Source organism: Bradyrhizobium sp. Kon10, assembly GCF_055807395.1.
Genome location: NZ_JBVVOZ010000005.1, coordinates 180,531 through 200,809 on the forward strand (window position 1 = coordinate 180,531; position 20,279 = coordinate 200,809).

The following is a 20,279-nucleotide window of genomic DNA, read 5'->3' on the forward strand; positions in this document are numbered from 1 at the left end:
CAATTCAGATGCACCGTGTTCCCTTTCAGCGCCATGCGCCTGGTTGCCCTGCTTCTGATCTTGTTCACCGCCTCCGCCCGCGCCGGCGACGGGCCGCTGATGAGCGCGCATATGATGTTGCCTGTCGTGATCTCCGGCAACAAAGTGTCGCTGGAAAGCTTCGTCATTCGTCCTGATCGCCCCGGCAAATTTCCTCTCGTCGTGATCACTCACGGAATGCCTCACGGTGTCGGCGAGGAATTCTTCACTGAAATCCTCAACCGCTCTCCGGTCGACTACAACAAGGCCGCCGTTGCCTTCGCCCAGCGAGGATATGCAGTGGTCTCGATCATGCGTCGTGGCTATGGCCGATCCGGGGGCGGGTTCTCCGAGTCTTTGCGGCAGGCCTGCGACTATCTTCCGGCCGTGCGCTCTGCCAGCGACGATGTCATTGCGGCGGTCGCTTCACTGCGTCGTGAGCCCTGGGTCGACGCTGAGCATGTTGTCTTGCTTGGTCATTCCGTTGGGGGGCTCACGGTGATGGCCGTCGCCGCACAGAACATGCCGGGGGTCGTCGGCGCCGTGAATTTTGATGGCGGTCGGAATAGCTTCTCCGCACCCAACCAACCTTGCTCGCCTCATAATTTGGTCGATACAGTCGCCGCATTGGGGCGCACGGCCCGTATCCCCGTGCTTTGGCTCTATGCCGAGAACGATCAATTCTACGGTCCAGACTTGGCACGGCGCATGTTCGCGGCCTACAGCGCTGGCGGTGCGCCCGCGCAGTTGCATGTGCTGCCTCCGTTCGGATCGAACGGTCACAATACCGTCATGCTCGCGCCGGCAGACACCTGGTTTCTGTCCGTCGACCCCTTTCTTGAAAAGTTAGGTCTTCCAGCCAGGACTGTCATAGAGGCGCCGTTGTTCGCACAGCTGCCAATCCCGCCGGGGGCTGTCGCCGCGTGCCAGGAATCGTTCGCGGCCTACCTCGCCAATCCCGATGATGCCAAGGCCTTCGCGGTGAGCACGCGCGGCCACTGCGGGACTGGATTTGGCCGCACAGCTCTCGAGGCGCGCGAGCCTGCTGTAATGAAATGCAAGATCAATTCGCGCGGCGACGATTGCAGTCTTTACGCCGTCGGACAGAAGCTTGCGGGGGATTGAACCACAGTCCACGCGATCCTTTGCAAGATGCGGAATCTGACTCTGGCCCATTGTGACGAAGTGCACCGCAGCACGGCTTGGTTGCTGTTGGAGCAGAGCGGACGCGGACCAGTACTCTATCCAGGTGGACGACAGCCGTCAGTGTAAACGCGCCGCCGCTACAGTTTTCCATGGACTCGCGCGGCGACCACCTTCAGGCGCTCGACCGAGCCGGACTCCGGATGCGGCTTGACCGGCGCGAACAGGATCGAAGCCTGCCTGCCGTTCTTCCAGACGAAGATGTTGACGGCGTTGCCGTTGCCCTTGGTGCAGGAATGCTCGCCGAACGCTTCACTGCCGAGCTCGGGGATCGCGACGTGCTGGCAAGGGCCGGTGCGTTTCATCATGCTTACGGCCGTGTCGCGCGAGATCGCGATCACCGCGACTGCCATGGTGTTGGCTTCGCGATCGAACATCATGCAGCTTCCTGCGCCGGTCCGCTGGACCTGCAGCGTGCTCTTGTCGAGAAAGCCGTCGGCATCGGCGGCCGTGAGCCATTCGCAAGTGCCGAACCGCTCGCTGGTCTTGCTCACATTGCCAATGGCGAGGCGCGCAGCCTGGGTGATCGGTCCGAGCAGTGCGTCGTCGGCACGCCGGCCGATCGGATAGACGCTGATCTGCAGAATGTAGTCGCCGGACAGAGCAACGACGGAGGCCTCCTGGCGCTCCGCGCCGGCCGCGCTCGTTCCGCCCTGGCCTTCGTCGCCGATGCCGGGCACTGCACTCAGCGGCAAGCGCTCGCCAAGCGTTTTGACGAAGGTCGCATACAATTCCTTGGCGCGGTCCTTGTCGGGATTGCGGAACACGGTCAACATCATCGTGTCGCCGCGTCCGGCCTGGTAGATGCAGCCGCGGCCGTCCTGATTTGAAATCAGCGACCATTTGAGCGCCGGCATCGCGCCAGCGAGCTCCTGGGTGCTGATGAACGGGCAGGGCTCAGTAGCGTGCACGGGAAGCACCGGGATGGCTGCGATTGCAAGGAATAGAACGAAGCAACAGAACAGACGATCGATCATGCGCATTTGATAATTGACTTCCGCTATTGGTACGCCACGGCCGATCAAGATGGGCACTATTGCTTCGCCGTGGCGCTATGATGCCGCAGTCAGGCATGCGCTCCAAGCGGCAGCATGCTCGATCTTGTCGCGGGGCGAGGATGTCTCGTGATATTGTATGTTTGACAAGCGTTGGGGGCATTGGCGCGATGAACGGGAGGGTGTCAACGGAGAATGGGGCGATCTCAGCGGAAGCTATTGATAGAAGGCGCAGATCAGAGAGGATCCTTCAAGCCGAGGGCGTACCTTTCTTTGCTGCATTACCGGTTATTGAGACCACGGCTGAGGCGCTGAAGCGATCTAAAGAAGAAGTCGCGCTGCGCACTCTTTGTCTCCTTTTCGTTGCTGCAAAAGGCGAAGGACTTGACGAGGAATTAGTTGAACGAATTCTAGAAACATATGAACTCCGGCCACATCTAACCCCCAAGGAGCTCTCCTTCGTGCTCGACAATTCTCCCTCGCAGCACGACCGAATTCAATTCACTTGGAGGCACGAAGCCGCCTGGACTCTGCTTTGGGCATTGGGCTTCGTTGCGCAACTAGGCAAGCCGGCGCAGATTTGCGATGTGGAATTCGCCGCAGGGACAATGGCCGAAAGGACAACCTCTCAATTCATCGAAGACTCCGAACTTCGTCCGATCGCCGAGATTCTTGATCAGGCCGATCTGATCTACAGGTATCACTGGGCTGTTACGAACGCCCGTATCAAAGGACAGCAGGTACCGGCAGCTCTAGATCCTGGCGTCACCCAAGAAAGACACTATGCTTTGAACTGGCTTGTCGGATACAGCGAACAACCGTGGGATCAGGTCACGACTGACACTTAACCACCATTCAGAATCTGCGGACGGCTCGCTAAGCCAAACTTGCGCGATCGCTCAATCTCGTCGATTTGCGATGTGGACTGCGCCAGGGGCCGCATCGGCGTTGGGCTGTATCGAACCCACCACGTGTGTGCGCCGTCGAGCCCCCGTTGGGGACCTCGCGATGATCACACATTAGCCCTGTTTTGCCCGACGCGTCAAATGATTTTCGCAAAAGCCGAAATGTGCGGTGGCAGCATCCCGGCTACTTTGCATGGGGTTGTTCTTCAGATTTTGAGTTGGGCTAGATCGAGAAACTGGTTCCGCAGCCGCAGGAGGCGGTCGCGTTCGGATTGTTGACGCGGAACGAGGCACCGATCAGGTCGTCGACGAAATCGACCTGCGATCCCGCCAAAAACGGCTGGGACGCGGAATCGACCAGCACCACCGCATTGTCCTGCTCGATCACGAGATCGTCGTCGGTGCGGGCACGGTCAATGTCGAACTTGTACTGGAAGCCGGAGCAGCCACCGCCCTCGACCGAGATCCGCAGCATCGCGCCAGACCCTTCGCCCTTGAGGATCTCCCCGATCCGGCGTGCGGCCTTGTCACTGATGGTCACGTCAGTCGTCATGGTTCGTCTCCGATCGTCCGGCGGTCATATCAACGTCAATTGCCCAATTCGATTGGTATCCCGCACGCGACATAGTTATGTGTCACCATACGCAGAATCAAATGGATAGGGACTAAATTCGCCGTGTCCGTCGGAATGGCTGCCCCCCGCGCACCCTATGCCTGTGACCCCGATCGCAGCCGCGGCCGGCTGGTCGCGGAGCCGCCGAGCCAGACCCGCAGCCCGTTCCGGCGGGATTGCGACCGGGTGATCCACTCCACCGCGTTCCGCCGCCTGAAGTACAAGACCCAGGTGTTCGTGTTCCACGAGGGCGACCATTACCGCACCCGGCTGACCCATTCCCTGGAGGTGGCGCAGATCGCCCGTGCACTGGCGCGTCAGCTCGGGCTGGACGAGGACCTCACGGAAACATTGGCGCTCGCCCACGATCTCGGCCATCCGCCGTTCGGACATGCCGGCGAGCGGGCGCTGGATGCCTGCCTGAAGGATTTCGGCGGCTTCGACCACAACGCCCAGACCTTGCGCGTCGTCGCTTCGCTGGAGCACCGCTACCCCGAGTTCGACGGTCTCAACCTGACCTGGGAGTCGCTGGAAGGCATCGTCAAGCACAACGGGCCGCTGACGGATGGCAGCGGTGCGCCGGTCGGGCGCTACCGTGAGCACGGCGTTCCCGTCGGGATCGCCGACTACGTCAAGACATACGACCTCGAGCTCTGGAGCTTCGCCTCGCTTGAAGCGCAGGTCGCGGCGATTGCCGACGACATCGCCTATGACGCCCATGACATCGACGACGGCCTGCGTGCCGGCCTGTTCCACCTCGACGATCTCAAGGTGATGCCGCTCACCGCCGAGATCATCGCCGAGACCTCTGCGCACTATCCTGGTCTCGAAGACGTCAGACGCGGCGCCGAACTGGTGCGCGAGCTGATCTCGCATCTGATCGGCGCGGTATTCGCGGAAGCGCAGAAGAACCTTGCCGCGGTCAGGCCGCTATCGGCCGAAGATGTGCGCGGGCAGAGCCGGGCGGTCATCTCCTTCCCGGCGGCGGTCGCCGAGGAGGAGGCCGCGATCAAGCGCTTTCTCTACCAGCATATGTACCGCCACAAGCGGGTGGTGCGGGTGATGCGGGAGGCGGAACAGATCCTGTTCGACCTGTTCGCAAAATACCTGACATCCCCGGGCGAACTGCCGCCGGAATGGCTGGTGGAGGCGGAGGGGGACGACGAGGCCGACCGGGCCCGCCGGATCGGCAATTTCATTGCCGGAATGACCGACCGTTTCGCCCTGACCGAGCACCAACGGCTCTTTGACTCGACCCCGGATTTGCGTTAGGCGGCGGCCATGCCCGACACATCCTCTTCGCTGCATCTGTTCGCCGACGTGCTCGCGCGCGTGCGCGCCGCCTGCCGCGCGCTCGCGGCGGAAGCCAGCTGGCCCGAGGGCATCGACTTTTCGCGCGTGGTGGTCGAGCCGCCGCGCGATTCCTCCCATGGCGACATGGCGACCAACGCCGCCATGGTGCTCTCGAAAGAGGCAAAGGCGAAGCCGCGCGATCTCGCCGAAAAGCTCGCCGAGCGGCTCCGCGCCGACGCCCTGATCGCCAGGGTCGATGTCGCCGGTCCCGGCTTCATCAACCTGACACTGAAGCCCGCCGCTTGGGCGGAGGCGCTACGGACGGTGCTGCGCGAGGGGGCCGATTACGGCCGTGCCCGTGGCGGCTCCAAGGCCAACGTCGAATACGTCTCGGCCAATCCGACCGGACCGATGCATGTCGGCCATTGCCGCGGCGCCGTGTTCGGCGACGCGCTGGCGAGTCTGCTTGATTTCGCAGGTCACGACGTCACCCGCGAATACTACATCAACGATGCCGGCGCTCAGGTCGATGTGCTCGCGCGCTCCGCCTTCCTCCGGTATCGCGAGGCGCTTGGCGAAAATATCGGCGCCATTCCGGAAGGGCTCTATCCGGGCGACTATCTCAAGCCGGTGGGTGCAGCGCTCGCGAAAGAGCATGGCGATAAGCTGCTCGCGAAGAGCGAGACCGCGTGGCTGCCGGTGGTTCGCACCAAGGCGATCGCGATGATGATGGACGAGATCAAGGACGATCTCGCCGCCCTCAACATCCGCCACGACGTGTTCTTCTCGGAGCGTTCCCTGATCGAGAACGGGAACAACAAGGTCGCTCAGACCATCGATTTCCTGCGCGCCAAGGGCGACGTCTACGAAGGCCGCCTGCCGCCGCCGAAGGGGGCCCCGGTCGAGGATTGGGAAGACCGCGAGCAACTGCTGTTCAGGTCGACGGCTTACGGCGACGACGTCGATCGCCCGCTGATCAAGTCGGACAATTCCTACACCTACTTTGCGTCCGACATCGCCTACCACAAGAACAAGTTCGACCGCGGCTTCGCCGAGATGATCGACGTGTGGGGCGCCGACCATGGCGGCTACATCAAGCGCATGCAGGCGGCGGTAAAAGCTACGACCTCCGGCAAGGGTGCGCTCGACGTCAAGATCGTCCAGCTCGTCCGGCTCCTGCGCAATGGCGAGCCGGTGAAAATGTCCAAGCGGAGCGGGGACTTCGTCACCTTGCGTGAGGTGGTAGATGAAGTCGGCCAGGACGCCGTCCGCTTCATGATGCTCTACCGCAAGAACGACGCGGTCCTCGACTTTGACCTTGCCAAGGTCATGGAGCAGTCGCGCGATAACCCGGTGTTCTACGTCCAGTATGGCCACGCCCGCGGTCACTCGATCTTCCGGAATGCGCGAGCCGACGTGTTCCCGGAACTCCCGGAGGACTCCGACAAGCGCATTGCGTGGCTCCGTGAGTCGGCGGTGGAACGGCTGTCAGACCCGGTGGAACTCGAACTTCTTAAGCGCCTCGCAATATATCCGCGCATGCTGGAAGCGGCCGCCAGCGCCCATGAGCCGCACCGAATTGCCTTCTATCTCTATGATTTAGCCAGCGAATTTCATGCACTTTGGACGAAGGGGCGCGATTTGCCCTATTTACGCTTCATTATCAATAATGATGCAGATCTAACGAAGGCGCGGCTGGCCATGGTCCAGGGCGTCGTCTCCGTCCTGGCATCGGGCCTCGCCATCCTCGGCGTCCATGCCCCGGACGAGATGCGGTAGTTTGGGGCGAACTACTTAAGGGGAATTTGGGGATACCGGCAGAAGCTGGATCGCTTAGACTTGGTTGAAAGCCTTGTGGGTCGAAAGCCGCGCCTTGGTCGAGGGGCGCGCGGCTTTCCCGAAGGGACGCATCATCACGATGGCCGATCGATATCACGACAGACCGTTTCCTTCCGACGACTTTGGTCGCGGTGCCGATCAGCATGCCAAGGCGGAGAACGATCCGCTGGCCGAGCTCGCCCGCCTGATCGGGCAGACCGATCCCTTCGCTGCACAAGGCCGACCGGCTGCGCGGCCGGGGCCGGCGCCTGCGCAGAGCTATCAGGAAGACAATTATCCGCAGGACGACGATCAGCAGGACTATGCCGAGCCGGTGCCGCCGCAACAGCCTGGACCGCCCTCATGGATGCGGCGCGCCAATGTGCAGCCACAGTCTGCTCCCGCTTCCGAGCCCGACTATCCCGTCTCCGTAAACCCGGTTCATCCGTTGCATCGTTATTCGGCCCAGCCGACAGCGCCCGAGCCTGATTTTCGTCAAGCGCACGCGCGTCAGGATCACGCCTATCAGGATCAGGCTTATCAGGATCAGGCCTACGGTCAGGAACAAGCCTACCAGGAGCAACACGAGCAACCGGATCCGGCGCGCTACGATGATGCGCTCTACGGCCGGCTGGAGGCGGGCGAACAGGATCTTCAACGCGAGCCGGCCTATCCGGACGATCCCTACGCCTTCCAAAGCGAGTATCCCGAGGCCGATCTCGATGAGCCCAGGAAATCGCGCGGCGGCATGATGACGGTCGCGGCGATCCTGGCGCTGGCCGTGGTCGGAACCGGCGGCGCCTTCGCCTATAAGACCTATATGGGCTCGCCCCGCAGCGGCGAGCCGCCGATCATCAAGGCCGACAACACGCCGACCAAGATCGTGCCGGCGCCGACGGATTCCTCCGCCAAGGTGCCGGACCGCATGGTGACTGGCGACGGCAGCGAGAAGATCGTGCCGCGCGAGGAGGCGCCTGTGGATGTGAACACCAAGGCGGCCGGTCCGCGCGTGGTGTTCCCGGCGCTGAACCAGAACGCCAACCCGCCGCCGGTCGCAAGCGTATCGCCGTCCACCGTTCCACCGCTGAGCGCCGGTCCTGTTCCGAGCAACGGAACGATGCCGGGTAACGCGCCGCGTTCCGTCAGGACCGTGGCTGTGCGGGGCGATCAGACCGACAGCACCGCCCCGCAAGCGGCTGCGCCGTCCGCCGCAAAGCCTGTCGCCGCCCCGAAGCAAGTCGCCGCGCCGCGCACACCGCCGACCTCGGCCAACGCCAGTGCCAATCAGCCGCTCTCGCTCGCGCCCCAGGGCGCGCCGACCGAACCGCCGCAGCGGATTGCCGCGACCAATCCAACGCAGATCGCGCCGGCGACCAGCGGAGGCGGTGGCTATGTCGTGCAGGTGTCCTCGCAGCAGAGCGAGGATAGCGCCGCCGCGTCCTACCGGGTTCTGCAGAGCAAATATGGCAGCGTGCTTGGCTCTCGCGGACCGGTGGTCAAGAGGGTCGACCTGACCGACAAGGGCAAGGGAATCGTCTACCGCGCCTTCGCCGGGCCGTATGGTTCGCTCGAAGAAGCGACGCAAGCCTGCAACAATCTCAAGTCCGCTGGCTTGCCGACCTGCTTCGTCCAGAGGAATTAGCGGCGGTTTCCTTGACCCCCTCACGGGGCAGGGTTAATCGGCGGTCATGAGCACGCGGGCCTTCATCACCGGCGTTTCCGGAACCGGACTGACCGCCGCCGAGCGGGAGTTCATCCGTGCCGAGCGCCCGTGGGGCTTCATCCTCTTCAAACGCAATGTCGAGAGTCCGGCCCAAGTTGCTGCATTGGTTGCGGAATTGCGCGCGGCCTCCGGCGCCGCTGGCGCTCCCGTCCTGATCGATCAAGAGGGCGGACGGGTGCAGCGGCTGGGCCCGCCGCATTGGCCGCTCTACCCAGCGGGCGCGGTTTTCGGGACCTTGTACGACACTGATTCGGCGCTCGGACTGACCGCTGCACGTCTCAGCGCCCGCCTGATCGCGGCCGATCTGGCCGACCTCGGCATCACCGTGGATTGCTTGCCGTTGGCCGACGTCCCGGTAGCGGGCGCCGATGCCGTGATCGGGAACCGAGCCTACGGCGCCGATCCGGGCAAGGTCGCGGCCATCGCCCGCGCTGTGACGCAAGGGCTGGTGCAGGGCGGTGTGCTGCCCGTGCTGAAGCACATTCCCGGCCACGGCCGGGCCACCGCCGACACCCATTTCAAGCTGCCGACCGTCGATACGCCGCGGGACGAGCTGGAGCGGACCGACTTCGCGGCGTTCAAGCCGCTCGCGGATCTGCCGATGGCGATGACTGCACATGTTGTGTTTAGCGCCGTGGACCCCGCCCATCCGGCGACGACTTCTGCGACAATGATCGCTCAGGTGATTCGTCACGCGATCGGGTTCCAGGGTTTGTTGATGAGTGATGACGTGTCGATGAACGCGCTGGCTGGAAATCTTGCCGAGCGCACTCGCGCCATCTTCGCCGCAGGCTGCGACATGGCCCTGCATTGCAACGGCAAGATCGAGGAGATGCGCGACGTCGCTGCCCAGACGCCTGAATTGTCAGGCATCGCGCTGGCGCGGGCGAACGCCGCACTCGCGGCGCGCAAGGCGCCGCAGCCGTTCGACCGGACGGCCGCACGCGCCGAACTGGACGCATTGATCGTACGGGCAAACACGGCCTCCGCATGACCGCAGAAATCCTATCGTTTGAAACCGGGCGGCCCGCCGAGCTTGCCGACGGTGAGCCGGCCTTGGTGGTTGACGTCGAGGGCTACGAAGGCCCGCTCGATCTGTTGCTCGCGTTGGCGCGACAGCAGAAGGTCGACCTGTCCAAGATCTCGATCCTGGCGCTGGCCGACCAATATCTCCACTTCATCGAAGCCGCGCGAAAGATACGGCTTGAACTTGCCGCCGACTATCTCGTAATGGCGGCCTGGCTCGCCTTCCTGAAGTCGCGTCTGTTGCTGCCGGAGCCGCCGTCCGCGGAAGGGCCGAGCGCGGAGGAGATGGCCACCGCGCTTGCCAACCGGTTGCGCCGGCTCGAAGCCATTCGCGAAGCGGCCAACCGGCTGATGAACAGGCAGCAATTGCTGCGCGATATCTTTCCGCGCGGCGAGCCCGAGCATATCGCCGAGATCAGGCATCCGAAATATACGGCGACGCTTTACGACCTGCTCACCGCCTACGCCGCGCAGCGCCAGTCGCGCGTGCTGGCGAACGTGCATCTTGCCAAACGTACGGTGTGGTCGCTCGCTGAGGCGCGCGCCACGCTGGAGCGGCTGGTCGGCAGCATCACCGAACAGGATGACTGGGGCGTCCTCGACGACTTTCTGCTCCAGCACGTCGCTGACCCGACGCAGCGCGCGACGGTGCTCGCCTCGAGCTTCGCCGCGGCTCTGGAATTGGTGCGTGAAGGTCAGCTGGAGCTGAATCAGAAAGAGGCGTTTGCGCCCATTTATTTCCGCAAGGGACGCCATCAACCGGTTCCGGACGCAGCTCCCGCGCCCGACGCGCCGGTCGGCTAAGTGCAAGAAGGAGAAGCTGCCATGGCTTTGGCGGAAGTTCGCGTAGAAGAGGTCGAGCCGATGGAGAACGAACCCCAGGCGCGCCCGGAAGAGTTGCGGCTGCTCGAAGCGCTGCTGTTTGCTTCGAGCGAACCGCTGGATACCGCGACGCTGGCCAAGCGCATGCCGGAAGGCGTCGATGTCAAGGTCGCGCTGGCACAGCTGCAGGCCGACTATGCCACGCGCGGCGTCAACCTCGTGCGCGTCGCCAACAAGTGGACGTTCCGTACTGCCGGCGATCTCGCCTGGCTGATGACGCGCGAGAGCACCGAGACTCGTCGGCTGTCGCGCGCCGCGATCGAGGTGCTGGCGATCATCGCCTATCACCAGCCGGTGACGCGCGCCGAGATCGAGGAGATCCGGGGTGTCCTCACCTCGAAGGGCACCCTCGACGTGCTGCTGGAGACCGGCTGGATCAAGCCGCGCGGCCGCCGCAAGACCCCTGGCCGTCCGCTGACTTTCGGAACCACCGAGGACTTCCTGTCGCAGTTCAGCCTGGAACAGCTCGGCGATTTGCCAGGGCTAGAGGAGCTGAAGGGCACGGGCCTGCTGGATTCGCGTTTGCCGACCGGATTCAGCGTTCCGAACCCGTCCGACGATCCGACGCTGCGCGAGGATGAGGATCCGCTGGAACCTGGCGAGGACCTGGATCTCGCGCTGGCGCCGGCGGTTGAGCCGGAGACCCCGGAAGGCGGCAATGAGGGGGGCGACGAGAGCTGACGTCCGGTCCTCGTTTCGACGCCTGCGACCAGTTAACACTAGCAAGATTACGTAGTGCCAACAGCGAATTGGCGCTGCCTTGGTCCTTGTTTTTGACACCTGCGAAGCCTACGTTTCCGGTGAAGATCGGCCGGGGTCCCGGCCATGCGCGTTTGGAGGGTTGCAGGATGGGTTCGCTTAGCATTTGGCACTGGATCTTGGTGATCGCAGTTGTCCTGCTGCTGTTCGGTCGCGGCAAGATTTCGGATCTGATGGGCGACGTGGCGCAGGGCATCAAGGCCTTCAAGAAGGGCATGCAGGACGACGACAAGGTCGCCGACAAGCCCGAGCCGTCCAAGTCCATCGAGCACACCGCCGCGCCAACCGCGGCGCGATCCGACGTCGGCAGCAAGGCCGTCTGAACCAGAGAGCACGCGAGACGCGGGTAGCGGACCCGATCCTGCGCGCGAGGATTGGGCCGGTCGTGGCTTTGCGTGAACGGAAGACGTGATGTTCGACATCGGGTGGAGTGAACTGGTTCTGATCGGGGTCGTGGCCCTGGTCGCCATCGGCCCGAAAGAGTTGCCGGGCGTGTTGCGCATGGTCGGTCAATGGATGGGCAAGGCCCGCAAGATGGCCGCCGAATTCCAGGGCCAGTTCCAGGAAGCGATGCGCGAGGCCGAGATGGCCGACCTCAAGAAGAGTTTCGACGAGGTCAAGGAAGCGGCTTCGGGTTTCGCCGGCAACAATCTGATGACCTCGCTCCAGAAGGACGTCAGCGACGCCCTGCGCGTCGATCCGCTCGACAAGCCGGCCGAAACCACCACATCCGCTGGCCTCGACGCTCCTGCGACGTCAGCTGAAGCGCTGCCGACTTCAGGCGAAGCGTCGCCCGTTTCAAGCGAAGCTGCGGCAACTCCGACGACACCGGAAGCCCCGACACCTGAGACCTTTGTCGAAGCCGAGGCGCATGCGGCGGTGAACGAGCCGCTTGCGATCACCCGCGAGGTCGAGCCGGCCGAGGTCATCCAGGACACCGCGCCGTCCGAGGCGATCAAGGACGCCAAAGCGTCATGAGCGACGCCGAGATCGAGGCCAGCAAAGCCCCTTTGATGGACCATCTGATCGAGCTGCGCTCGCGGCTGATCAAGGCGCTGCTCGGCTTCGGCCTGGCTTTCATCTTCTGCTTCTTCTTCGCCAAGCAGATCTACAACGTGCTGGTCTGGCCGTTCGTGTGGATCGCGGGGCCGGAGAACTCGAAATTCATCTACACGGCGCTGCTGGAATATTTCATCACCCAGCTCAAGCTCGCGCTGTTCGGCGCCGGCTTCATCTCATTCCCGATCGTAGCAACCCAAATCTACAAATTCGTCGCGCCCGGCCTCTACAAGCACGAGAAGCAGGCTTTCCTGCCATATCTGGTCGCAACCCCGTTCTTCTTCGTGCTGGGCGCGGCGCTGGTCTATTTCGTCGTGCTGCCCATGCTGGTCCGCTTCTCGCTCGGCATGCAGCAGGCGGGCAGCGACGAGACTGCGCAGATCCAGCTGCTGCCCAAAGTCGGCGAATATCTGTCGCTGATGATGTCGCTGATCTTCGCCTTTGGGATCGCCTTCCAGCTTCCGGTGATCCTGACGCTGCTCGGCCGCATCGGCATCATCACCTCGAAAATGCTGCGCGAGAAACGCCGCTATTTCATTGTCGTCGCCTTCATCATCGCGGCCGTGCTGACGCCGCCCGACGTGCTGAGCCAGTGCTCGCTCGCGGTCCCGCTGCTCGCGCTCTATGAGGGCTCGATCATCGCGGTCTCCATGGTGGAGAAGAAGGCAGCCGCCTCGCAGGCCTCGTCCGGTACCGACGCGTCGTCGCCAGCCAATCCGGCGGAATAGGGCGCCACATTCCCGGTGTCATTCTCCGCGCAGGCGGGAATCCAGTATGCCGCGGCCGCTCGGATGATCGCCGACACCTCTGGAATACTGGATCGCCCGCTTTCGCGGGCGATGACAGGCGTGCTAGGGGCTATGTGCGAGCTTACAACGTCGAACGTTGCAAGTTGGCGACAGCCCTCAGGACCACGGCCATGCACGATATCAAATCGATCCGCGACAATCCGCAAGCCTTCGACGCCGGCCTCGCACGGCGCGGCCTGAAGCCGTTGTCAGCCTCGCTGCTCGCGATCGACGAGAAACGGCGGGCGGCGATCCTGGCTTCGGAGCAGGCGCAGGCGCGTCGCAACGCGGCTTCGAAGGAGATCGGCGACGCAAAGAAGGCCAGGGACGACGCACGCGCGGCCAAGCTGATGGCCGAGGTGGCGGCGTTGAAGACCACGATGCCGCAGCTCGAGGCCGCCGCCAAGGCAGCCGACGAGGAGCTGACGAAAGAGCTCTCCGCGATTCCAAATCTGCCGCTGGATGAAGTCCCCGATGGTCTCGACGAGCACGGCAATGTCCAGCACCACGTCTTCGGCAACAAGCGCAACTACAGCTTCGCGCCGAAGCTGCACGACGATCTCGGCAACGCGCTCGGTTACATGGATTTCGAGGCGGCGGCAAAACTCTCCGGCGCGCGCTTCGTCGTGCTGAAGAAGGGACTGGCACGACTCGAACGCGCGATCGGCCAGTTCATGCTCGACCTGCACACGACCGAGCACGGCTACGCCGAGATCAACCCGCCGCTCCTGGTGCGCAACGAGGTGATGTTCGGCACCGGGCAGTTGCCGAAATTCGAGGACGATCAGTTTTGGGCGATCAAGGGCGAATTGCTCGATTCACCAGATCACGAGCGTCTGCGCACCGAGCGCCTTGGCTTGATTCCGACCGCGGAAGTCTCGCTCACCAACCTCGCGCGCGAATCTATTCTCGACGAGAAGCAATTGCCGATGCGGCTCACCGCGCTGACGCCGTGCTTCCGCGCCGAGGCCGGTGCCGCCGGGCGCGACACCCGCGGCATGATCCGGCAGCATCAATTCACAAAAGTGGAGCTGGTCTCGATTACAACGGCCGAAAGCAGCAAGGACGAGCATGAGCGAATGCTGGCGTGTGCAGAAGAGGTGCTGCGTCGACTTGACCTGCATTATCGCGTGATGACGCTGTGCGCAGGAGATATGGGCTTTTCGGCGCAAAAAACCTACGACATCGAGGTCTGGATGCCCGGGCAAGGTGAGGGTGGCGCCTTCCGCGAGATCTCGAGCTGCTCGGTCTGTGGCGACTTCCAGGCGCGGCGCATGGATGCGCGCTCGCGCGGGCCCGACGGCAAGCCGCGTTTCGTGCACACCCTGAACGGCTCCGGCACCGCGGTCGGCCGCGCGCTGATCGCTGTGATGGAGACCTATCAGCAGGAGGACGGCTCGATCGCGGTCCCCAGCGTGCTCCAGCCCTACATGGGCGGGCTCAAGGTGGTCGCGCGCGAGTAATTGCGTTGTCCGTCTGAAAACGTCGAAACGTTTGGTTGCGAAGATCGGGCGGCCGGTTATCCTACCGGCCACCCGTCATTGCGAACCGACCGTCCATGGCCTTGCATCGCGATATCTTCTGGGTCGGCAGACAATGGGCGGTGACGGGTGCTGGCATCCAGGCCGTCGACCAGCGCCTGCGTGGCGTGCTGGACATCAACATCGAAAGGCTCTGGGACGAGGCGCATGTGCAAAGCCGGCGGGCCAAGCCCGGCGTCAATCTCGAGGATTTTGACGCGGCCGTGACCATGGCACGCGCGCGCTTTCCCGGCACGACGGCACCCGCGCTGACCGAGCTGCTGGCCTCGCCTCCGGCCCCGGCGCGCCCCCCGGTTCCAGCGGCCTTCGTGCTGCGGGCGGAGGGCAGGCTCGCACGGTTCTTGCCGCAATGGCGCATCCGCAGCTGACGGACCGATTGGCGAGTGCCTGGCGGTTTGCCTGATCGGCGATAGCCGGATAAGACGGCTTGAGCTCCGCTTCAGGAATCGACCTTTCGCATGCGCATTCTCTGCACCAATGACGACGGTATCCACGCTCCCGGCCTCAAGGTCGTGGAGGAGATCGCCCGCGCATTGTCTGACGACGTCTGGGTGGTCGCGCCCGAACTCGACCAGTCCGGCGTGTCGCATTCGCTCTCCCTGAACGATCCCCTGCGCCTGCGCGAGATTGGCCCGCGCCACTTCGCCGTACGCGGCACGCCGACCGACTGCGTCATCATGGGGGCGCGCCATATCCTTGGCGCCCAGCTGCCGGATCTCGTGCTCTCCGGCGTCAACAAGGGCCGCAACGTCGCCGAGGACGTGGTCTATTCCGGCACCATCGCCGGTGCTCTGGAAGGCACCATCCTGGGCATTCCGTCGTTCGCTCTGTCGCAGGAATTCAGCCTTGAGACCCGCGAACGGCCACTTTGGGACACCGCGCGCAAATTCGGGCCCGACATCCTGCGCAAGGTGATCACCGCGGGCATCCCGAAGGACACCGTCATCAACGTCAACTTCCCGGCCTGTGCTCCGGAAGATGTGTTGGGCATCCGCGTCACGCGGCAGGGCAAGCGCAATCTCGGCTTTCTCAGGATCGACGAGCGCCGGGACGGCCGCGGCAATCCCTATTTCTGGATCGGCTTCGAACGCGCGGCCATGATGGACACACCCGCAGACGGCACCGATCTCGCAGCCCTGCGCGAGCGCTACGTCTCGGTGACGCCGCTCAGGCTCGATCGCACCAACGAAGCATTTTCCGAAGCGCTGGGCGCGACGCTGAAATAAGGCGCGGATTTGGCGATAGCGGCTAGCGGCCGCGCAGCGCGGCTTCAATGGTCTTGCTGAGCGCTTCGAGCTGGAATGGCTTCTGCAGCGCCGGCCGGTCGCGATATTGCTCAGGCAGGCCCGATGAGCCGTAGCCGGTTGCGAAGATGAAGGGGCAGCCCTTCGCCCTGATCACGTCCGCGACCGGCGAGATGACCTTGCCGTTGACATTAACGTCGAGGATGGCGATGTCGAACTCGGTCGCCTGGGCAAGCCGCATCGCTTCGGCGATATCGCCCGCTTCGGCCGCGACCTTGTAGCCGAGCTCTTCCAGCATGTCCGCGACCATCATTCGGATCATGACCTCGTCCTCGACGAGGAATACAGAGCGGCCCGAAAGCCCTGTCGCAGTCATAACCGAGTCCTTGCCCATTACAGAAAACGATCGCAGATAACGCCAAGCGACGCAATGCGCGTTTACGCCAACGCAAACCTGCAAATAGCTTAATCTGTCGCAAGCCAATCGTGGTCAAGTGCTGCGCCGGAAGGTTATCATAGGTTCCTGATACGGAACAAGATTTTCAGCCGGACCGCTACAACGCAGAAGATCGATCCAGCCCCTCCGAGACGAATGCAGACAGCAATGGCTTCCCATCAGCACCCGCCGGAAAAGATGATGTTTCAGCTCACGCTGAGACGTCGGGGCATCAGCGATCAGGCGGTGCTGCGGACCATGGAGGAGGTGCCTCGCGAGCTGTTTGTCGACGCAGCCGACCGCGACGGCGCCTATCGGGACAGTGCGCTGCCGATCGCCTGCGGCCAAACTATCAGCCAGCCCTTCGTGGTCGCCTACATGACCGAGCAGCTGCAGCTCCAGAAGCAGCATCGTGTGCTCGAGATCGGTGCCGGATCCGGCTATCAGGCAGCCGTGCTGTCGCGGCTGGCGGGCCAGGTTCTGACCGTCGAGCGCTACCGCAGGCTCGCGGATGCCGCGCGCGCCAGGCTTGAGACGCTCGGCTACCACAATGTCGAGGTGTTGCTCGGCGACGGCCTCAACTTGCCTCCCAATATCGGCCCGTTCGATCGCATCATCGTCACCGCCGCGACGGAGCAGATTCCGGAGAACCTGATCGAGCGGCTCGAGCTCGGGGGCATCCTGATCGCGCCGGTCGGTCCTCATCAGGGCGTGCAGACGCTGACCCGCCTGCGCCGCGGCGAGGCCGGAATCGAGCGCAAGGAACTCGTCGAGGTTCGCTTCGTGCCCGCGCTGCCCGGCGTGGCGCGGGAGCTGTAGATGTCCGGATTGGCTGTGCTGCCAACATCTTATTGGGAGGGTTAAGCCGTTATTTACTCGGCGCGTGTTTACTTAAAACATCAGTTCTGTTGCGTACCAGTGAGTAACCATGTCTGTTGTCGCCGAGTTGCTTTACTCGCGCCGCGTGCCGCAGGTTGCGGTGCTGGCGCTGATCTCGTTCAGCTTTGCAGGGTGCAGCGCCGACATGCAGTCGCGGCTGTCCCAGTCAAACTTCTCCAATCCTTTCGCGTCCGAGCAGACCGGCTCGGTGCAGCAGGCACCTCCGCAGCGTGAGCTGCCGCAATATTCGCGGCCGCAGACGCAGCCCGGTTCTTACCAGTCTCAGCCCTTGCCGCCGCCGGCGGTTGCCGCGCCGCAGTCCTATCCCGTTGCCGCAGGCGGTGGCGTCTCCGGAGGCGGACGTGGCGTCGGCTCCTATGCGCCGCCGGCCCACCCGCGTCTTGAAACCACCGGTACCGTGCCGCCGCGCTCGGTCGCTGCAGCCCAGCCGGCCGGCGGGACCAAGATCATCGTCGGCACCAGCGACACGCTCGATGTGCTTGCCAAGCGCTATCACGTCACGCCGCAGGCGATCATGGCGGCCAACGGCTACAAGGGCCCGCGCGCGCTCTCGCCGGGCCAGCAATTGGTGATTCCGCATCCCGGCGCGACGGCTGCCGCAATCACACCGGCGATGGCTCCGGTCGCTGCGGCTCCCGTGATGGCTCCGGCGACGAAGCCGGTCGCTGCCGTAGCCGCGGCACCGAGCATTCACTTCGTCAATCACGGCGACACGCTCGCCAGCATCGCCCGCAAGAATCATATCTCGGCGGCCGAACTCGCCCGCGCCAATGGTCTCGAAGCGTCGGCAAAACTCAAGCTCGGCACCAAGTTGACCGTACCGGGTGCCAGGACCGCTGCGGTCGCGGCGCCGATGGCTCCGGCGCCTGTCACGGCCGCCCCTGTTGCGGCGGCGCTGCAACCCGTTGCGACAGCTCCCGCGCCCTCCACCAAGATGGCTGCCGTTGCCACGCCGGCGCAGAGCGCCCGTCTGGCCCAGGCCACCACCAACATCGAAGACAAGGCCGCCGAAATGCCGGCGAAGGCTGCCGAAGCCACTGGCGCGCTGCCGACCTTCCGCTGGCCGGTGCGCGGTAAGGTGATCACGAGCTACGGCGCCAAGACCAACGGCAAGTCCAATGACGGCATCAATGTCGCGGTGCCCGAAGGGACGCCGGTCAAGGCGGCGGAAGACGGCGTCGTTGCCTATTCCGGCAACGAGCTGAAGGGTTACGGCAATCTGGTCCTGGTTCGGCACGCCAACGGCTACGTCACGGCATATGCCCATGCGAGTGAGCTCTTGGTGAAGCGCGGCGATCCCATCAAGCGCGGCCAGATCATTGCCAAGTCGGGTCAATCCGGGGAGGTGGCTTCGCCGCAACTCCACTTCGAGATCCGCAAGGGATCGAGCCCGGTTGACCCGCTTCAATTCCTCAACGGCGCGTGAGGCGTACGTAGCCTTCGCATGGACGGTGTTATCGCCCGGCTTCGCGGGCGATAGCAGGATTGAGTGGAGCGATAGCTAGCCTTACCCGGCCGTCAGCCTCACGCCCAGCCGTCCCGCGAGCTCCTGCACGAACTGCCAGGCGACGCGGCCCGAGCGCGAGCCGCGCGTGGTCGACCATTCCAGCGCCTCGCGCTCCAGCGCCTCGTCGTCGATCTTGACGCCGAAATGGCTGCAATAGCCGCGCACCATGGCGAGATATTCGTCCTGGCTACAGCGATGGAAGCCGAGCCAGAGGCCGAAGCGATCCGACAGCGACACCTTCTCTTCGACGGCTTCGCCGGGATTGATCGCGGTCGAGCGCTCGTTCTCGATCATCTCGCGCGCGAGCAGATGCCGACGATTGGAGGTCGCGTAGAGGATGACGTTCTCGGGCCGCCCCTCGATGCCGCCTTCGAGCACAGCCTTGAGCGACTTGTACGAGGCGTCGTTGCCGTCAAAGGAAAGATCGTCGCAGAACACGATGAAATGGAACGGCGAGGCGCGCAATTGCTCCATCAGCGCCGGCAGGGTCTCGATGTCCTCGCGATGGATCTCGATCAGCTTCAGCTTCTCGGCGGGCTTGCGCTCCGCATTGATGCTGGCGTGCGCGGCCTTTACCAGCGACGATTTGCCCATGCCACGCGCGCCCCAGAGCAGGGCGTTGTTGGCGGGCAGGCCGTTGGCGAAGCGCTCGGTGTTCTCCATCAGGATGTCGCGCATCCGGTCGACGCCCTTGAGCAGGAACAGCTCGACACGGCTGACCCGTGGCACCGCGGCGAGGCGTCCGTCCGGGTGCCAGACATAGGCATCCGCCCGCGTGAACGATTCGGGCGTTGCGACGGGCTTGCTCTGGGCGGAGAGGTGCGCCGCTATGGTCTCCAGCGCGCGGACGATGCGCTCCTGGGAGAGGTCCGTGGAAGCTGGGTTGGAGACTGCCTTGGACGCTGCCTTGGAGGTCGCCCTGGACGCTGCCTTGGGGCCTTTTGCCGCAACGCGGGCGGAGTTTCCGGCAGGGGTACGGGGACCTTTGCCGGCCGGGCTTTTGCTTGGTTTTCTGGGCATGTCCGAAGTTCCTGAGAATGCAGCCTTATCGGGCCTGAGGCCGCGCCGCAAGATAGCCAAATCGGCGGTCTGGCAGCGTTGCAATTGGGACGGTGGCCGCTATAGTCCGCGCGAATTTGACCGAACCGGTCGCCCTCAGGGCCTGACCGGCTTCCCCCGTTTCCACGAGGATCGTCCGAATGTTCATTACCCCTGCGTATGCCCAGGCCGCGGGCGCCGGCGACACCAACAGCATGTTGATGTCGCTGCTGCCGTTCGCCCTGATCTTCGTGATCATGTACTTCCTGATTCTGCGTCCGCAGCAGAAGAAGGTGAAGGACCATGCCGAGCTCGTGAAGAACATTCGCCGTGGCGACACGGTCGTGACCTCGGGCGGCCTGGTCGGCAAGGTCACCAAGGTCGTCGATGACGACCAGATCGAGTTCGAGATTTCCGACGGCGTGCGGGTGCGCCAGATGCGTTCGATGATTTCCGGCGTGCGCGCCAAGGGCGAGCCGGCCAAGGATAGCGCAAAGGAAAGCGCCAAGGACGACGCCGCGGCGAAGTAAA

Annotated in this window: 21 protein-coding genes; 17 read left to right on the forward strand and 4 right to left on the reverse strand. The window is 63.8% G+C overall.

Translation table 11 applies throughout. From position 1 onward, the window contains the following. Window positions 1–15: 15 nt before the first annotated feature. The gene (locus tag AC0L2O_RS10225; protein WP_473369635.1) at window positions 16–1,143 is read left to right on the forward strand and encodes a dienelactone hydrolase family protein; all 1,128 of its coding nucleotides are present in this window, start codon (window positions 16–18) and stop codon (window positions 1,141–1,143) included. Between the two features lie 158 nt (window positions 1,144–1,301). Here AC0L2O_RS10225 and AC0L2O_RS10230 read toward each other — a convergent pair whose 3' ends face one another. Next, window positions 1,302–2,204 carry a hypothetical protein gene (locus AC0L2O_RS10230; RefSeq protein WP_473369636.1) on the reverse strand — a complete coding sequence of 301 codons (903 nt, stop codon included), beginning with the start codon at window positions 2,202–2,204 and terminating at the stop codon, window positions 1,302–1,304. A gap of 194 nt (window positions 2,205–2,398) precedes the next feature. Between AC0L2O_RS10230 and AC0L2O_RS10235 the strand changes: the two genes are divergently transcribed. Then, on the forward strand, window positions 2,399–3,064 hold the full coding sequence (locus tag AC0L2O_RS10235; protein WP_473369637.1) for a DUF4272 domain-containing protein: 666 nt from the start codon (window positions 2,399–2,401) through the stop codon (window positions 3,062–3,064). 280 nt (window positions 3,065–3,344) lie between these two features. Here the strand turns inward: AC0L2O_RS10235 and erpA are convergent, their stop codons facing one another. Further along, the gene (erpA, locus tag AC0L2O_RS10240) at window positions 3,345–3,674 is read right to left on the reverse strand and encodes an iron-sulfur cluster insertion protein ErpA (RefSeq protein ID WP_007610737.1); all 330 of its coding nucleotides are present in this window, start codon (window positions 3,672–3,674) and stop codon (window positions 3,345–3,347) included. 123 nt (window positions 3,675–3,797) lie between these two features. Here erpA and AC0L2O_RS10245 point away from each other — a divergent pair, with 123 nt between their 5' ends. The 12 genes from AC0L2O_RS10245 (at window position 3,798) to surE (ending at window position 15,849) form a co-directional block, all read left to right on the forward strand. After that, complete coding sequence (locus AC0L2O_RS10245) at window positions 3,798–5,006, forward strand: deoxyguanosinetriphosphate triphosphohydrolase (protein ID WP_473369638.1); 1,209 nt, start codon at window positions 3,798–3,800, stop codon at window positions 5,004–5,006. 9 nt (window positions 5,007–5,015) lie between these two features. After that, on the forward strand, window positions 5,016–6,806 hold the full coding sequence (gene argS / locus AC0L2O_RS10250) for an arginine--tRNA ligase (RefSeq protein WP_473369639.1): 1,791 nt from the start codon (window positions 5,016–5,018) through the stop codon (window positions 6,804–6,806). Between the two features lie 139 nt (window positions 6,807–6,945). Beyond that, the gene (locus AC0L2O_RS10255) at window positions 6,946–8,487 is read left to right on the forward strand and encodes an SPOR domain-containing protein (protein WP_473369718.1); all 1,542 of its coding nucleotides are present in this window, start codon (window positions 6,946–6,948) and stop codon (window positions 8,485–8,487) included. Between the two features lie 46 nt (window positions 8,488–8,533). Continuing rightward, a complete protein-coding gene (gene nagZ, locus AC0L2O_RS10260) occupies window positions 8,534–9,562 on the forward strand; it encodes a beta-N-acetylhexosaminidase (protein WP_473369640.1) in 1,029 nt (342 codons plus the stop codon). Then, window positions 9,559–10,398: a segregation and condensation protein A gene (locus AC0L2O_RS10265; protein ID WP_369723487.1), complete on the forward strand. Its 840-nt coding sequence runs from the start codon at window positions 9,559–9,561 to the stop codon at window positions 10,396–10,398. Before nagZ ends, AC0L2O_RS10265 begins: the two co-directional genes overlap by 4 nt. A gap of 21 nt (window positions 10,399–10,419) precedes the next feature. Further along, entirely contained in the window at window positions 10,420–11,157 is a 738-nt protein-coding gene (scpB, locus tag AC0L2O_RS10270) for an SMC-Scp complex subunit ScpB (protein WP_369723488.1), read from the forward strand. 167 nt (window positions 11,158–11,324) lie between these two features. Then, window positions 11,325–11,558 carry a twin-arginine translocase TatA/TatE family subunit gene (locus AC0L2O_RS10275; RefSeq protein ID WP_148739762.1) on the forward strand — a complete coding sequence of 78 codons (234 nt, stop codon included), beginning with the start codon at window positions 11,325–11,327 and terminating at the stop codon, window positions 11,556–11,558. Window positions 11,559–11,646: 88 nt separating this feature from the next. Next, a complete protein-coding gene (gene tatB, locus AC0L2O_RS10280; protein ID WP_369723489.1) occupies window positions 11,647–12,213 on the forward strand; it encodes a Sec-independent protein translocase protein TatB in 567 nt (188 codons plus the stop codon). After that, window positions 12,210–13,022, forward strand: coding sequence for a twin-arginine translocase subunit TatC (tatC, locus tag AC0L2O_RS10285; protein WP_369723490.1), 813 nt, complete (start codon window positions 12,210–12,212; stop codon window positions 13,020–13,022). The genes tatB and tatC overlap by 4 nt, the downstream gene beginning before the upstream one ends. A 191-nt stretch (window positions 13,023–13,213) precedes the next feature. Beyond that, on the forward strand, window positions 13,214–14,545 hold the full coding sequence (serS, locus tag AC0L2O_RS10290) for a serine--tRNA ligase (protein ID WP_473369641.1): 1,332 nt from the start codon (window positions 13,214–13,216) through the stop codon (window positions 14,543–14,545). A gap of 95 nt (window positions 14,546–14,640) precedes the next feature. Continuing rightward, window positions 14,641–14,991, forward strand: a complete 351-nt coding sequence (locus tag AC0L2O_RS10295; protein ID WP_473369642.1) for a hypothetical protein — start codon at window positions 14,641–14,643, stop codon at window positions 14,989–14,991. A 90-nt stretch (window positions 14,992–15,081) separates the two neighbouring features. After that, complete coding sequence (surE, locus tag AC0L2O_RS10300) at window positions 15,082–15,849, forward strand: 5'/3'-nucleotidase SurE (RefSeq protein WP_369723492.1); 768 nt, start codon at window positions 15,082–15,084, stop codon at window positions 15,847–15,849. A gap of 22 nt (window positions 15,850–15,871) precedes the next feature. On the opposite strand, the gene AC0L2O_RS10305 is transcribed toward surE, so the two are convergent. Then, window positions 15,872–16,243: a response regulator gene (locus AC0L2O_RS10305; protein WP_473369643.1), complete on the reverse strand. Its 372-nt coding sequence runs from the start codon at window positions 16,241–16,243 to the stop codon at window positions 15,872–15,874. A gap of 228 nt (window positions 16,244–16,471) precedes the next feature. Between AC0L2O_RS10305 and AC0L2O_RS10310 the strand changes: the two genes are divergently transcribed. Next, window positions 16,472–17,122: a protein-L-isoaspartate(D-aspartate) O-methyltransferase gene (locus AC0L2O_RS10310; RefSeq protein ID WP_473369644.1), complete on the forward strand. Its 651-nt coding sequence runs from the start codon at window positions 16,472–16,474 to the stop codon at window positions 17,120–17,122. A gap of 109 nt (window positions 17,123–17,231) precedes the next feature. Beyond that, window positions 17,232–18,629 (forward strand): peptidoglycan DD-metalloendopeptidase family protein, encoded by a 1,398-nt coding sequence (locus tag AC0L2O_RS10315; RefSeq protein WP_473369645.1) that lies wholly within the window; start codon window positions 17,232–17,234, stop codon window positions 18,627–18,629. A gap of 81 nt (window positions 18,630–18,710) precedes the next feature. On the opposite strand, the gene AC0L2O_RS10320 is transcribed toward AC0L2O_RS10315, so the two are convergent. After that, window positions 18,711–19,730, reverse strand: coding sequence for an ATP-binding protein (locus tag AC0L2O_RS10320; protein ID WP_473369646.1), 1,020 nt, complete (start codon window positions 19,728–19,730; stop codon window positions 18,711–18,713). Between the two features lie 179 nt (window positions 19,731–19,909). Between AC0L2O_RS10320 and yajC the strand changes: the two genes are divergently transcribed. Then, on the forward strand, window positions 19,910–20,278 hold the full coding sequence (gene yajC, locus AC0L2O_RS10325) for a preprotein translocase subunit YajC (RefSeq protein ID WP_148753779.1): 369 nt from the start codon (window positions 19,910–19,912) through the stop codon (window positions 20,276–20,278). The last annotated feature ends 1 nt before the right edge of the window (window position 20,279 follow it).

Excerpts from the sequence above, each read along its gene's own strand:
- AC0L2O_RS10230 (WP_473369636.1), bottom strand. The coding sequence starts at position 2,204 with ATGCGCATGATCGATCGTCTGTTCTGTTGCTTCGTTCTATTCCTTGCA.
- erpA (WP_007610737.1), bottom strand. The coding sequence starts at position 3,674 with ATGACGACTGACGTGACCATCAGTGACAAGGCCGCACGCCGGATCGGG.
- argS (WP_473369639.1), top strand. The coding sequence starts at position 5,016 with ATGCCCGACACATCCTCTTCGCTGCATCTGTTCGCCGACGTGCTCGCG.
- AC0L2O_RS10305 (WP_473369643.1), bottom strand. The coding sequence starts at position 16,243 with ATGACTGCGACAGGGCTTTCGGGCCGCTCTGTATTCCTCGTCGAGGAC.
- tatC (WP_369723490.1), top strand. The coding sequence starts at position 12,210 with ATGAGCGACGCCGAGATCGAGGCCAGCAAAGCCCCTTTGATGGACCAT.
- AC0L2O_RS10295 (WP_473369642.1), top strand. The coding sequence starts at position 14,641 with ATGGCCTTGCATCGCGATATCTTCTGGGTCGGCAGACAATGGGCGGTG.
- AC0L2O_RS10310 (WP_473369644.1), top strand. The coding sequence starts at position 16,472 with ATGGCTTCCCATCAGCACCCGCCGGAAAAGATGATGTTTCAGCTCACG.
- AC0L2O_RS10265 (WP_369723487.1), top strand. The coding sequence starts at position 9,559 with ATGACCGCAGAAATCCTATCGTTTGAAACCGGGCGGCCCGCCGAGCTT.
- scpB (WP_369723488.1), top strand. The coding sequence starts at position 10,420 with ATGGCTTTGGCGGAAGTTCGCGTAGAAGAGGTCGAGCCGATGGAGAAC.
- AC0L2O_RS10320 (WP_473369646.1), bottom strand. The coding sequence starts at position 19,730 with ATGCCCAGAAAACCAAGCAAAAGCCCGGCCGGCAAAGGTCCCCGTACC.
- serS (WP_473369641.1), top strand. The coding sequence starts at position 13,214 with ATGCACGATATCAAATCGATCCGCGACAATCCGCAAGCCTTCGACGCC.
- AC0L2O_RS10275 (WP_148739762.1), top strand. The coding sequence starts at position 11,325 with ATGGGTTCGCTTAGCATTTGGCACTGGATCTTGGTGATCGCAGTTGTC.
- nagZ (WP_473369640.1), top strand. The coding sequence starts at position 8,534 with ATGAGCACGCGGGCCTTCATCACCGGCGTTTCCGGAACCGGACTGACC.
- surE (WP_369723492.1), top strand. The coding sequence starts at position 15,082 with ATGCGCATTCTCTGCACCAATGACGACGGTATCCACGCTCCCGGCCTC.
- AC0L2O_RS10255 (WP_473369718.1), top strand. The coding sequence starts at position 6,946 with ATGGCCGATCGATATCACGACAGACCGTTTCCTTCCGACGACTTTGGT.
- tatB (WP_369723489.1), top strand. The coding sequence starts at position 11,647 with ATGTTCGACATCGGGTGGAGTGAACTGGTTCTGATCGGGGTCGTGGCC.
- AC0L2O_RS10315 (WP_473369645.1), top strand. The coding sequence starts at position 17,232 with ATGTCTGTTGTCGCCGAGTTGCTTTACTCGCGCCGCGTGCCGCAGGTT.
- yajC (WP_148753779.1), top strand. The coding sequence starts at position 19,910 with ATGTTCATTACCCCTGCGTATGCCCAGGCCGCGGGCGCCGGCGACACC.